The sequence below is a fragment of the Chryseobacterium sp. YR221 genome (assembly GCF_900176315.1).
GTDB classification, from domain to species: domain Bacteria; phylum Bacteroidota; class Bacteroidia; order Flavobacteriales; family Weeksellaceae; genus Chryseobacterium; species Chryseobacterium rhizosphaerae.
Genome location: NZ_FWXM01000004.1, coordinates 305,278 through 318,669 on the forward strand (window position 1 = coordinate 305,278; position 13,392 = coordinate 318,669).

General features: G+C 37.5%; 9 protein-coding genes. All 9 read right to left on the reverse strand.

Features of this window, described 5'->3' with window-relative positions; translation table 11 throughout:
• Positions 1–10 precede the first annotated feature (10 nt).
• Positions 11–1,009 (reverse strand): cation diffusion facilitator family transporter, encoded by a 999-nt coding sequence (locus B8967_RS13810; RefSeq protein ID WP_084086483.1) that lies wholly within the window; start codon positions 1,007–1,009, stop codon positions 11–13.
• A 56-nt stretch (positions 1,010–1,065) separates the two neighbouring features.
• Positions 1,066–2,058: an aspartate-semialdehyde dehydrogenase gene (locus B8967_RS13815; RefSeq protein WP_084086484.1), complete on the reverse strand. Its 993-nt coding sequence runs from the start codon at positions 2,056–2,058 to the stop codon at positions 1,066–1,068.
• A 74-nt stretch (positions 2,059–2,132) separates the two neighbouring features.
• Positions 2,133–2,573 (reverse strand): hypothetical protein, encoded by a 441-nt coding sequence (locus B8967_RS13820; protein ID WP_047484849.1) that lies wholly within the window; start codon positions 2,571–2,573, stop codon positions 2,133–2,135.
• A gap of 85 nt (positions 2,574–2,658) precedes the next feature.
• The gene (locus B8967_RS13825; RefSeq protein WP_084086485.1) at positions 2,659–5,262 is read right to left on the reverse strand and encodes a TonB-dependent receptor; all 2,604 of its coding nucleotides are present in this window, start codon (positions 5,260–5,262) and stop codon (positions 2,659–2,661) included.
• A gap of 208 nt (positions 5,263–5,470) precedes the next feature.
• Entirely contained in the window at positions 5,471–6,331 is an 861-nt protein-coding gene (nadC, locus tag B8967_RS13830; protein ID WP_047484853.1) for a carboxylating nicotinate-nucleotide diphosphorylase, read from the reverse strand.
• A 13-nt stretch (positions 6,332–6,344) separates the two neighbouring features.
• A complete protein-coding gene (nadB, locus tag B8967_RS13835; RefSeq protein ID WP_047484854.1) occupies positions 6,345–7,916 on the reverse strand; it encodes an L-aspartate oxidase in 1,572 nt (523 codons plus the stop codon).
• Positions 7,917–7,946: 30 nt separating this feature from the next.
• Positions 7,947–8,573, reverse strand: coding sequence for an NAD(P)H-dependent oxidoreductase (locus tag B8967_RS13840; RefSeq protein ID WP_047484856.1), 627 nt, complete (start codon positions 8,571–8,573; stop codon positions 7,947–7,949).
• Between the two features lie 119 nt (positions 8,574–8,692).
• Positions 8,693–10,954: a T9SS type B sorting domain-containing protein gene (locus B8967_RS13845; RefSeq protein ID WP_084086486.1), complete on the reverse strand. Its 2,262-nt coding sequence runs from the start codon at positions 10,952–10,954 to the stop codon at positions 8,693–8,695.
• 131 nt (positions 10,955–11,085) lie between these two features.
• The gene (locus B8967_RS13850; protein ID WP_084086487.1) at positions 11,086–13,341 is read right to left on the reverse strand and encodes a T9SS type B sorting domain-containing protein; all 2,256 of its coding nucleotides are present in this window, start codon (positions 13,339–13,341) and stop codon (positions 11,086–11,088) included.
• Between the last annotated feature and the right edge of the window lie 51 nt (positions 13,342–13,392).

The following is a 13,392-nucleotide window of genomic DNA, read 5'->3' on the forward strand; positions in this document are numbered from 1 at the left end:
TTTTTATTTCCTATTCTGCAGTGTGTTTATCTACACTGGTTACATTCTCAGGTGTCCATTCTACACGTTTTATAAAATCCTTTTCGCGGACAGGGCAGTCTTTGATCTGGCAAACCGGGCATGAAATCGGTTTACAATCATCCATATGGAAATTGAACTCAATACTGCGTTTCATATTTTTTGCAAGAAGGATAATTACTTTTTCCATTTCACTATGGGCATCACGAAGATCATAGTACCACGGAAGGGTAATATGGGCATCAATATGAAGGGAGGCCCCAAATTGCTGGATTTTCATATTATGTACATCAATCCATTCTATGTGTCTGTTTTCTTCAAGGATTCTAATGACCTGATTTAATATTTCAGGATCCTGTTCATCCATAATACCACTTAAAGATTTTCTCACGATTTTATAGCCTACAAATATGATATAAAGTCCAAAAGATAGTGCGACCACAGAATCCAGCCAATAGATTTTAGTGAAATAAACAATCACTAAACTGGCAACAACGCCCAGGGTGGTAATGGTATCAGACTGAAGATGTTTCCCGGAAGAAATCAGTACCAGAGAATTTTCCCTTTTTCCCTTTTTTATCGAAATATATCCCAAAAGATAATTAATAATGGCAGTAGCGGCAATGATCCATATTCCCAAATCAATTTTGCTCAGTGTTTTGCCTACAATAAGACTATGAATGCCCTCATAGATAATCATAATCCCTGCAATGGCAATAAGGGCTCCCTCTATCCCGGAGGTGACAAATTCTACTTTCCCGTGGCCGTATGGATGATCCTCATCTTTAGGCTTTGCGGCAAGATGAAGGGAGTAAAGGCCCATAAATGCACTGATAACATTGACGACACTTTCCATGGCATCAGAAAATACGGCATCGGAATTGGTCAATTTCCAGGCAATAATTTTTCCAACAAAAAGGATCACTCCAAAGACAGCAATGATCTTTTGGAATCCTATTTTTTCTTGATGAGTGTTTTTCTGGGTATTCATATGGAGTTTGATAAAAAAAAGAATCTCAATTTGAGACTCTTTTTTATTTTGTTAGTTTATACTAAGTTGTTTGCTACAAGGTATTCTGCGATTTGCACGGCGTTGGTTGCCGCTCCTTTCCTTAGGTTGTCTGCTACAATCCAGAGGTTAAGCGTTTTCGGCTGTGAGAGATCCCGTCTTATCCTTCCGACGAAAACTTCGTCTTTTCCTTCCGAGTACAGAGGCATCGGATAGTGGTTGTTTTTCACATCATCCATTACGACTACTCCCGGAGTCTCAGATAAAATTATTCTTACTTCATCCAGCTCGAATTCGTTTTCAAATTCAATGTTTACACTTTCTGAGTGACCTCCCTGAACCGGAACTCTTACGGCTGTTGCTGTTAAATTGAATGTATCATCTCCTAAAATTTTCTTAGGCTCTTTCATCAATTTAATTTCCTCTTTAGTATAATCATCCTCCGCAAATACATCACAGTGTGGCAATGCATTTTTAAAGATCTGATAAGGATATACTTTAGCAACAGAATCATCACCGCTGATCTCGCCATTTAACTGGTCAACCGCAGCTTTTCCCGTTCCTGTTACAGATTGGTAAGTAGAAACAATTACTCTTTTTAAATCATATTTTTTGTTCAATGGCCCAAGAACCATAACCAACTGAATGGTAGAACAGTTTGGATTGGCAATAATCTTGTCCTCCTTTGTTAAAACATCAGCATTGATCTCAGGAACCACCAATTTTTTATCAGGATCCATTCTCCAGGCAGAAGAATTATCAATTACTGTTATTCCTGCTTCTGCAAATAAAGGAGCAAATTCAAGAGATGTAGAACCTCCGGCAGAGAAGATCGCAATATCCGGTTTGGCAGCTATAGCGTCCTTCATGCTTACAATCGTAAATTCCTTCTGTTTATACTTCACCTTCTTGCCTACAGATCTTTCGGATGCTACCGGTATTAATTCTGTTACAGGGAAGTTTCTCTCCTCCAAAACTTTAAGCATAACTTGTCCAACCATTCCTGTTGAACCTACTACAGCTACTTTCATTGATTTAATTAAAAATTTAAAGATTAAACTATTTATAAATTATAACGCATAATGTATAATTTCCGTATTGTATTTTATGCCCCAAAAACTCTTGTCCAAGGGAAGGCAAATGCAAATAAACCTGCGGCAATCAATCCCATAATTACGATTCCTAAAGAGATCGTATCGTTGGACTTTACCTTTTTATTGATAATGGTCATCAATACAGCGGCAATAAGCATAGAAAAAGGGTGCTCAACAAATGTTTGTCTGCTGTAAGCGTCCTTCATTAAGGTTCCTGCATCTAAGGCAGCTTTGAAACCTGGAGAAAATATGAATAACAAGCATATTCCTATTAAAAACTGAACGTGAAAGAAAATCATCGTAAATAAAGTGGTTTTCTTTAAAAACTTGTTCACTTTTCCACTGTACCCGAACATAGTAGCTAAAAGTGCAATGATAAATAATGCAACTAAAAGGAGTTCTAAGTATCCAAATCCTTTGTGTGCACTAAGAAAAATCTTGTAAAAATCCATAATCCTATTTTTTTGTACACAAAGATAACAAAAATCCCGGCTCAAAGCCGGGATTCATATTTATAAAATCTAATATTATGATTTATTAGAAATTGAATGATAATGTTGCTGCCCAAGTAGTTCCGAAACCGAAGTAAGCACGGTTACCAGTTGCAATACCATTGTACATCATACCTAATTGTTCGTAAGTCTGATTTTTAGAGTTAAGCGTTTTTCCGTCAGCTAAATATCTTGGCTTGTCATCAGAAAATACACTTGTTGCAGAATCAGAGATATAAACTTTGTCAAATAGATTATAAACGTTAGCTCCGATAGTAAAATACTGAGCCTGGTCTTTTAATCTAATTTTATAAGAGAATCCTACATCAAATAAATTGAAGTCAGGTAATTGTAATACACCTCTTTCCTGTGCAGAAACATTGGTAAATGTTCCAGCATCTACAGTAGAATATAATTTACCTACATATCTCCAAGTTCCGAAGATATTAAGATCTTTTACTGGTTTTACAGTTACTCCCAATGATGCAGTCATCTGAGGAATACTGTTGTTGCTTGTTCCACCAACTTTTACTTTATCAAGATATAATGTATTTCCGGAAGCTCCAGCTAAAGTAAGTGGATTGTTGTTATCATCAAATGATGCTACACTAGCATTTCCTTTGTAATAGTAATCTCCCCAAGAGAACATCCCTTGGAATTCCAAGAATGTAGTTGGTTTGTAAACTCCATCAAATTCAACTCCTTGGTGAACTTCAGTAATACCGTTGATTTCAGAATAACCTGTCGTTGTTGTATTGTCAGGCAATGTAAATGTTTGGCTAGTTTTTCTTAACCATCTGTCTTTCCATTGTGTTCTGTATACATTAACATTAGCGCTGAATTTTGCAGATCTGAATCCATAACCAATTTCAGCAGAAGAAATTTTTTCGTTAGTTAATGTAGGATTTACAAGCTGTTGGTTACTTGGATAAACTGTGTTAAGGAAAGGCTGTTTGCTATAATAACCGATGTTAGCAAAAACGTTATGCTGTTCATTAATGTTATAGTTAGCACCTGCTTTGATGTTATATCCAAAAAGGTTTTTGAATCCTGTTTTAGTATTAACAGTCTGACCTTTTAATGTACTTCCGTCTACCACATAATTATCAATTCTTTGATAAGCCTGGTTAGAAACGGAACCTTGTAAGAATGTAGATAATTTATCTTTAGTATATTCTACCTGTGCAAATCCGCTATACCAAAGAACTTCTCCGTCATTGCTATACCCTACCTGATCTTCAGCCGGAGCCATCTTACCTCCGAAAGGATTCCATGCAAGTTTTTTGTAGTCATATACATTGCTTACAATTCTAGGTGCTAGATTTTTGTTAGCATTATCTTTATATCCTGCTGCTCCGTAAAGGTCAGTAAGAACCTGATAGTGGTAACCATAATAATATCTGTCATCTGTACCTACTGAGAAGTTCCAGTTGTCATTGATTTTATGTTGGAAGTTTGCTAAGATACCGTACCAGTTGTGAGAGTTAATACTTGATCTACGAACAATTGTACTTCCTGCACCTGCTGTATTTAAATTAACGGCTGCGTTAGCTGCAAAAACAGCATCATAGTTAATGTGTCCTGAATTGTCAGTAAAGCTTGCGTCATTGATACCTTTAGATCCAAGTTTCCCAAGGTCACCAGTTCCACCACCTCTACCATTTGACATATATAAAACAGTACTTAACTTAGACTTTTCATTCATTGTCCAATCCCAGTTCAACATCATTACCGGTTTAGAGTAATAGTTGGATCTGTTGGCTAATGCTACTTTGTTACCTGAAGCATCTGTGTAGTATCCAAAGTCAGAGTTATATTTTCTGTAAGGACTTGTTCCATCATATTCAGGATTATAATTGATATAATTTTGAATTGTTGGAGCAAATGTTCTTTGATCGTGCCATTGAGGAGCAGAAGTGATCGTAAACTGTAAGTTATGTTTTGGATTGATTTCATATCCTAATGCCAAAAAGTAAGCATAGGATTCATAATCTGTATTTTGGATATAAGTACCTCCTGCTTGTCTGCTCATTAAGAATGATGCAGAAACTCCGTTTTCGGATTTTCCAGTGTTATAAGCAAAAGAAGTCTTTAAATAATCATTGTTACCAACTCCTAATCTTATTGCTCCCCCTTTCTTCATATCTGCAGAACGGGTAAGGAAGTTTACTGTACCCCCTACAGAAGCAATTGCTAATTTAGAAGAACCAAGACCTCTTTGAACCTGTAATGTACTTGTTACATCAGCTAAACCAGTCCAGTTAGAGAAATAAACAGAACCACCTTCCATGTCGTTAACCGGCATACCGTTTACCATTACTGCGATGTTTCTTGATTCGAAACCTCTAATGGTAAGACCTCCATCACCAAAACCACCTCCGGATTTAGTAGCATAAACAGATGGAGTCGTGTTCAAAATCTCAGGTAATTCCTGATTTCCTAATCTTTCTACCAGCTGCGCTGCTTTAATTGTAGAGGCAGCAACGGGTGTTTTTCTATCTTTAGCGATATCCGTAACACCTCTTAGGATTACCTCATCAATGTCTTTTGACTTCGCCTTCGCTGTGTCCTGAACTTGTTGAGCGTAATAAACACTAGCTGTAGATAAAGTAATAACCGCAGTTAGTATCGATTTGTTGATTAATTTCATAATCGTTAGTAATAGTTAGATTTAATTTTCTGCAAAATTCGCAAAATAAAATTTAACTATTATTAACTCAATGTTAATTTTTAATCAATCTTAATAATATTAAGTACTTGATTCTCAATATTATAAATAAAAATTGAATTTTTGTATGAAAAAAGTCATGTTATTGTATTTTTAACAAAGCAGGGTTGTTTTTGTTAAAAATACAACGCTATTTCACGGCTTTGAGACTCAGATCTATATTTTCAGCCGAGTGTGTAAGGGCTCCGGCAGAGATAAATGTAACTCCTGTGGAGGCAATTTCTTTTAACATATCGCGGGTAATTCCACCGGAAGCTTCCGATTCACATGACCCATTGATCATTTCCACGGCCTGCTTCATAGTCTCCACATTCATATTATCAAGCATGATCCTGTCTACTTTTGCTTTGATGGCTTCCTGAACTTCTTTAAGATTTCTGGTTTCCACCTCAATTTTTAATTTTTTCTTAGTCTTTTTAACATAATCCTTTGCCATCTTTACAGCACTGGTAATGCTTCCGTTGTAATCAATATGATTGTCTTTGAGCATAATCATGTCATAAAGCCCATATCTGTGATTGGTTCCGCCTCCAATAGCTACAGCCCATTTTTCACATATTCTGAAATTGGGAGTGGTCTTTCTTGTATCCAGAAGTTTAGTTTTCGTACCTACCAACCTGGAGTCCCAATCATGAGTAAGAGTGGCGATACCGCTCATTCTTTGCATGCAGTTAAGAATCAGTCTTTCGGTAGAAAGAATAGATCTGGCACTTCCGGTTACAATAAGGGCGATGTCTCCCACTTTTGCAGCGTCACCATCCTTAAGGAAGACTTCAACTTTTAAATTTTTATCAAATGTGTTGAAAATAAACTCTGCCAGTTCCACACCTGCTAAGATACAGTCTTGTTTTACCAGAAGTTTAGCACTTTGTTCCAAATCCTGAGGGATTGTGGACAGGGTGGAGTGATCGCCATCCTGGATATCTTCTTCCAGCGCATTTTTTATAAATGTCTTTAATGCTTTATCGGTAACGTAACTTGGTCTTTTCATTATGGTATGCTGTTTAAGCTAAATCTTTATTATAAAATGCACCTTTGTTTTCTTTCATTTCCATAGACTGGGTAATGATAAGATGGGCAACGGTCGTTAAGTTTCTTAATTCTGAGAGTTGGGGAGAGAGAATAGAGTAGTGATAGATCTCATCCACAGCAGCTGCAATTTCCTGATGTTTCTGTAGTGCCATATTCAGACGTCTGTTGCTTCTCACAATTCCTACCAGGTCACTCATCATTTCCTGGAGTTGTTTTCTAAGGTAGCTGATGATTACCATTTCATCCATGATTTTCATTCCTTCTTCATTCCATTCAGGAACAGCTTTCAGATCATCAAAGTTAAAATTATTTTCGTTCAGTAATTCCATTGTTTTCATCGCGGCATTATGCCCGAAAACAAGTCCTTCAAGTAAGGAGTTGGAGGCTAGTCTGTTGGCTCCGTGTAATCCGGAATTGGTACATTCCCCTACGGCAAAAAGATTTTTAATAGAAGATTGCCCGTCTCTGTCTACTTCAATTCCTCCCATCAGATAATGGCAAGCCGGAACAACCGGAATCAATTGAGTGAACGGATCTATTCCTTCATCTTTACACTTTTTATAAATATTCGGAAAATGCTCCAGAAATTTCTCCTGGTTCATCTCATGACAGTCAAGGCCTGCATATTCGTCCCCTGAAATTTTCATTTCGTTGTCAATAGCTCTGGCAACAATATCTCTTGAGGCAAGTTCTTCACGTTCATCATATTTTTGCATGAACTTTTCACCTCTTTTTGTTCTTAATTTTGCACCATCACCTCTTACGGCTTCGGAAATAAGGAATAACATTCCGTCAATCTTACTGTATAAAGCAGTAGGGTGGAATTGATAATACTGCATATTGGAAACCTTTCCTTTGGCACGGGCAACGAAAGCAATTCCGTCTCCTGTTGCAATCTTAGGATTGGTGGTGTTTTTATAAACATGTCCGGCACCTCCGGTGGCAACCAATGTTATTTTGGAAGTTATCTTTTTGATTGTTTTGGACTTTTCGTCCAGAATATAAGCACCATAGCAATGGATATCTCCTTCGTTCAGTTCTTTTCCGGGAACATGATGCTGGGTAATGATATCAATAACATAGTGATGGTCTAAGATTTCAATATTGGGACTGTTATTGGCTGTTTCCAATAGAGCTCTTTCAATTTCAAATCCGGTGATATCTTTATGATGGACAATTCTGTTTTCGGTGTGGCCTCCCTCTCTTCCCAAAGCAAATTTGCCGTTTTTCATATCGAATTGGGCACCCCATTCTACAATTTCATTGAATCTTGCAGGAGCTTCCTTGACTACCATTTCTACCACATCCCGTTTGTTTTCTCCATCGCCGGCCCTCATGGTATCATCAATATGCTTTTCAAAATTATCTTTTTGAAAATCTGTAACCACAGCAAGTCCGCCTTGAGCATATTTGGTATTGCTTTCGTCTTCGTCAGATTTTGTTACGATAATAATCTTGGCATCAGGGAGCTGTTCAGAAACTTTAATGGCATAGGAAAGTCCGGAAATGCCGGAACCGATTACTAATACATCCGCTTTTATCATATGCTTGCTTTAGGTACAATCGTTTAAATATTACATAAATTTAAACAATTTTTCGTTTGGTTTTCTTACTTTTTTCATGTGTTGGAAGTAATCTTCTTCAGAACGGTAACCTAAAGCGAGGGTAACGGTTACTTTTTCTGTTTCAGGATTTATACTAAGAATTTCTTCTATGATATCCTGTCGAAAACCTTCCATGGGACAAGAGTCAATATTTTCTATAGCGGCTGCATACATTAAGTTAGCCAGTACTATATAGGATTGTTTTTCTGCCCAGTTGAAAATTTCATCCTGTGTTTTCTGTACAATATGCTGATTGATACTGTTTTTGAATGGCTCAAGTTTCTCAAGAGAAGTTTCTCTTACCTCAGAAATATGATTGAAATATCCCCGGATATAGCTCTCATCAATTGTCTTTTTTGAAATGATTACAATAAGATGGGAGCAGGTGGAGATTTGTGATGGATTATAGAAAGCCGGAATCAGTTTCTGTTTCATAGCTTCACTTTCAACAACTAAAATTTTATAGGGTTGAAGTCCAAGTGAACTTGCAGAGAGTTTTCCTGACTCAAGAATATTATAAAGTGTTTCCTGAGGAATCACCTGATGATTAAATTTTTTAACAGAATATCTTCTGCTCAAAGCTTCCAAATAATTCATAAGGCAAATTTAAGAATTGAATATGAATAAAATGGGTTTATAATGAAATATATCCTCTTAAATAATACAAAAAATCACTCCCGATAAAGGAGTGATTTTTTTAGTATAGATCAATTTTTTTAATCTCTATTTTTAACCATGATCCAGCCGGAGAATTTTATCGGCGTGTTTTTCTGGTTATTTTCATTCCATGTTACAGAATACCAATAGTTTCCTGTAGGAACTTTTTTGCTTCCATGGATGGTTCCATTCCATTTGTATCCGTTAGATTGATCGGCCTGGAATATTTTGTACCCATATCGGTCAAATACTGATATTTCAAGATTTCGTTTACCTGATAATGCGGAATAGTCTACGAAATCATTGACGCCATCATCATTAGGGGTAATTACATTAATAAGATTAGGTACAGTAATAGCAATTTCAATAGGAGTACAGTTATAGCTGTCCTTTACATAAATTTTAGCCTCACCTCTGGTTATATTGGTAAATACGTTGGAATCCTGCCAGTTAATATTATCCATAGAATACTGATAGGGAGGAGTTCCTCCGTTAACGTATACTGTGACTGTTCTTCCTGATACATCAATACTGGTTACTACCGGGTTTTCGGAAGCGTATACTTTTACAGTTTGGGTGGCAATACAGTCTCCTGTTTTTAATTTTACCCAATATGTGCCTACTCCTACGTTACTGATAACCTGTGTAGTGGCTCCCGTGCTCCATTCATAGCTTTTGAAGCCCGGTCCTGCATCTAAAGTCGTTTTGTTTTCTATACATATAATCTTGTCTTCCAAAATAGGAGAAAAGGTGGGTGGTATGACGGTGATGTTCACTTTAGCGATTGCATAACATCCGTTCGAGTTCGAAACTTTGATATAAATAACACCGGTAGGGGCTACATAAGTAGATGCGTTGTTTATTTCATTGGTTTCATTGATAGCATCAGTTAATGAAGGGTAATATTTTTTTGTAGTTCCATTTTGGGTAGTCACTACGGCTCCGGTAAGGTTAAATGAAGCCATTGACGGATTGCTTTCTATAAAGCAGGATCTTATTTCAGAATCATTAACAACAACTACAGGGTGAATGTTCAACGTGATTTTGGAAGAACTTACACAGCCTTGTGGAGTAGTTACTTTTACATAGATGGTTGCAGCAGGAGAAGCATAGGCTGTAGGATTAGTTATTTGATTGGTTCCCGCGTTCATATCAAACAGGGTAGGGTAAAACTCTTTAAGGACACCGGGTATAGAAGTTACCGTTGCTGAAGTGAGGTCAAAGGTAGCGGTACCGGCGTTATTGTTATTACATGCTGTAAGACTGGCATTATCTGCAGCAAATGGTGTGGGATTGAGCTGTATGATTCCGTCTCCATTATCACAAAGAGTGGAGGTAGGGTCTTTCACGATTACTTTAATAGTTGTATTTCCTGAATACTGAAAGCTTGAAGGATTGGCAATAGGTGTTGGGCTTCCTAAAATATAATAAGTGAAAATATAATTTCCCGGGTTATTTACAAATTGAGAATTATAAGAAGTAAGGTCAACAACGCCATTTCCTGTGGCTGGGTTGGTGCAGACAAAAGGAGTTACGGTATTGCTTAATATAGGAACTTTATCTACGAATACTTTTGCATTTTTAATAGAGTGTCTGGCGCTGGCCCCTCCTGTTGCTGCAGAAAATCCAAAATACCCCTGTGACATTCCTGCTGCGGCACCGGAAGGTGCAAAAGACTGGTCAACAACAAGTACTCCGTCTATTTTTATTTTGATGATCCAATTGGTTGGGTTGGTAAGATCTGTTTCTCCATTCACTTCCACATGTTTATAAGTGTCACCTACAAAAGGTTGGGTAGCATTGAGGTCAGGTGAATGAAAGGTGCTTCCAGGTGTATTGTTAAATTCTATATTGTTGCCGGCAGTATTGTTAGTACCGTATAAAAGATGTACTTTGCTCATCTGCCCCTCGGTGGTATTGTTGAAAATATCAAATCCTACCATCAGTCCTGATGCATTGGCTGGAATTCCTAATCCTCCTCCTGATACAAAACCTGTGGGTGGATTAGCAAGATACCAGAATGTGAATCCGTCACCTCTTCCAAACTGTGTTGTTCCGTTTCCGTCAATTCTGAAGTCAAATTCTACTTTCCATTTGTCACAGTAGCTTAAGGTGATGGGGTCTGCCAAAGTTATAGCCCCAAATCTACTTGTCTGGTCTGTTGTAAGCCTTATGAAGTCTGTGCTTACAATAGCGTCTGAAACAAGATTCCAACCGGTTGTATTAACCGGATTTCCTATAAGCTGATAGGTTTGTGAAAATAATTTTGGAGGTAGCCCAAGTAGAAAGGCTAGTAAACAAATGAGTATATGTTTTTTCATAGTGGATGGATTGTGATATTGTTAGTTGTATTACAATGAAAAGAGCATGGTACAGTTTTTTTTTTGTTAAAAATAGATTGCTTTCAATATCAAAACCACCCCTCTAAGGAGGTGGTTTTGTTTTTTTAAATTTATTCTCTGTTCTTTACCAATACCCATCCTGAGTATTTGGTTTCAGTATTGTTTTTATTATTTTCATTCCAGGAAATAGTATACCAGTACGTTCCAGTAAGGATTTTTTTCCCTGAAGCAGTACCATCCCATTGGAAGTTTCTTATTTTGTTGGCTTCATAGAGTTTGTTTCCGTATCGGTCATAGACAATGAATACTAAGTTTCTTTTATAAGCCAGTGCAGAATAATCAATAACATCGTTGATATTATCTCCATTAGGTGTAATTGCGTTGATCAGATTCGGAACTGTGATCTGTACTTCGACAGGAGTACAATTGTAGAAATCTTTTACAAAAACTTTTACCTCACCTCTTGGAAGCCCTGTGAAAGTGTTTGAATCCTGCCATGTACTGCCATCCAGAGAATATTGATAAGGAGGTGTTCCTCCTGATACATTTACAGTAATGCTGTTATTATTGATGTCAATACTTGAAATAACCGGATTTGCAGAAGGAATTACTTTCACAATCTGCTTGGTTATACAGTTTCCGGTTTTCAGAAGTACCCAGTAAAGTCCTGCATTCACATCTTTTATAGATTGAGTTGTTGCCCCAGTACTCCATAGGTATCCATCAAAGCCTGGCCCGGCATCTAAGTCTGTTTTACTGTCTATGCAAATTATTTTGTCTTTTAGAACAGCAGATGTAACGGGTGGCAGGACGATGAGGTTAATTTTAGTGATAGCAAAGCAGCCGTTAGCATCTGTTACTTTTACATAAACAGTAGTGCTTGGTGAGATGTATTGAAGGATGTTTACAATCTCGTTGGTTCCGTTTAATGCGTTGTTTAAGGTGGTGTAATATTTTTTGCTTGCCGTTGTTAGCGGAGTAACATCAGCTGTGGTAAGGTCAAACTGGGCATTGGTGATATTGTTTTCAATAAAACAGGACCGGAGACTCGCTTCTTTGACTTCTGTTTCAGGATAGAAGGCAAGGGTTATTTTTGCTGTGCCTACGCACCCCTGTGGAGTCGTTACCTTTACAAATACAGTTCCGGGAGCTGATAAATAATTATCAGGATAAGCGATTTCATTGATGTCAGCGTTAAGGTCGTTTAATGTCTTATAGTATTTTTTTACAGAACCGGGAACACCTGTTACATTAGCTGTAGTCAGATTAAAAATTGCAGTGCCGGCTTTGTTGTTGTTACAGGCTGTAAGTGTTTTGTCTTCTGCTTTAAATGGAGCCAGTACCAATAAAATACGGGCATCAGGATTATCACATAATATTCCCGCATTATCTTTGATGACCACAGTAACGGTGGTGTTAGCGTTGAATTGATAATTAGTGGGAGTGGCAATAGGAGTAGAACTGCCAAGAGGATAATAGGTGAAAGTATAGTTGGCAGGATTGCTGACAAATTGAGAATTGAATGTTGTTAAATTTACATTTCCATATCCGGTAGTTGGATTGGGGCAAAAAGACTGAGTTGCAGAGTTCTGCAAAATAGAGACTTTATCCGTATAGATTTTTACATTTTTAATAGAATGTCTTGATCTCGCTCCACCTGTAGAAGCTGAAAAACCAAAGTAACCTACCGTCATTGCAGCGGCAGTGCCGGAAGGAGCAAAAGACTGATTGCAAATTAAAGTGCCATCAATGGTTATACTGACAATCCAGTTGGTAGGAGTAGCCGGATCTACCTGGGCACTTACTTCAACGTGTTTAAAGGTGGTGCCTTGAAAAGGTAGCGTGGTATTCATATCCGGTGAGTGAAAAGAACTTCCCGGAACATTAAAAAACTCTACGTTATTTGTATCAGTTGTATTGGTAACCTGTCCGTAAGCAACATGAACCTTGCTCATTGTAGCAGTAGTTGTATTGTTGTAGGTATCAAACCCTGCGATAAAACCCACTGCATTTTGAGAAACTCCAAGACCGGAGCCCAGTACACTTGCAACCGGAGGATTGGCCAGGTACCAGAAAGCGAGACCGTCTCCATTGGAAGTTTGGTTAGAATCCATTCTAAAGTCGAATTCTACTCTCCATTTGTCACAGTATTTCAGGTTAATAGGATCATTCAGCCTGATTGATCCGGATTGATTGTTGGTATCCGGAGTGAGTTGAATAAAATCACCGTTTACCTGTGTAGGAGAAACCATTGTCCATCCTGTAGTGTTAATTGGATTTCCGGTAAGCTGGTAAGTTTGGGCGAAAGATTTTCCCGATAAACAGAGTAGTAGAAGGGTAAGGAAAAAAAATAAATTTTTATTCATTTAAATGGGAATTTTAATTAATAGGTAAAGATATTAAATCCCAGATAAATA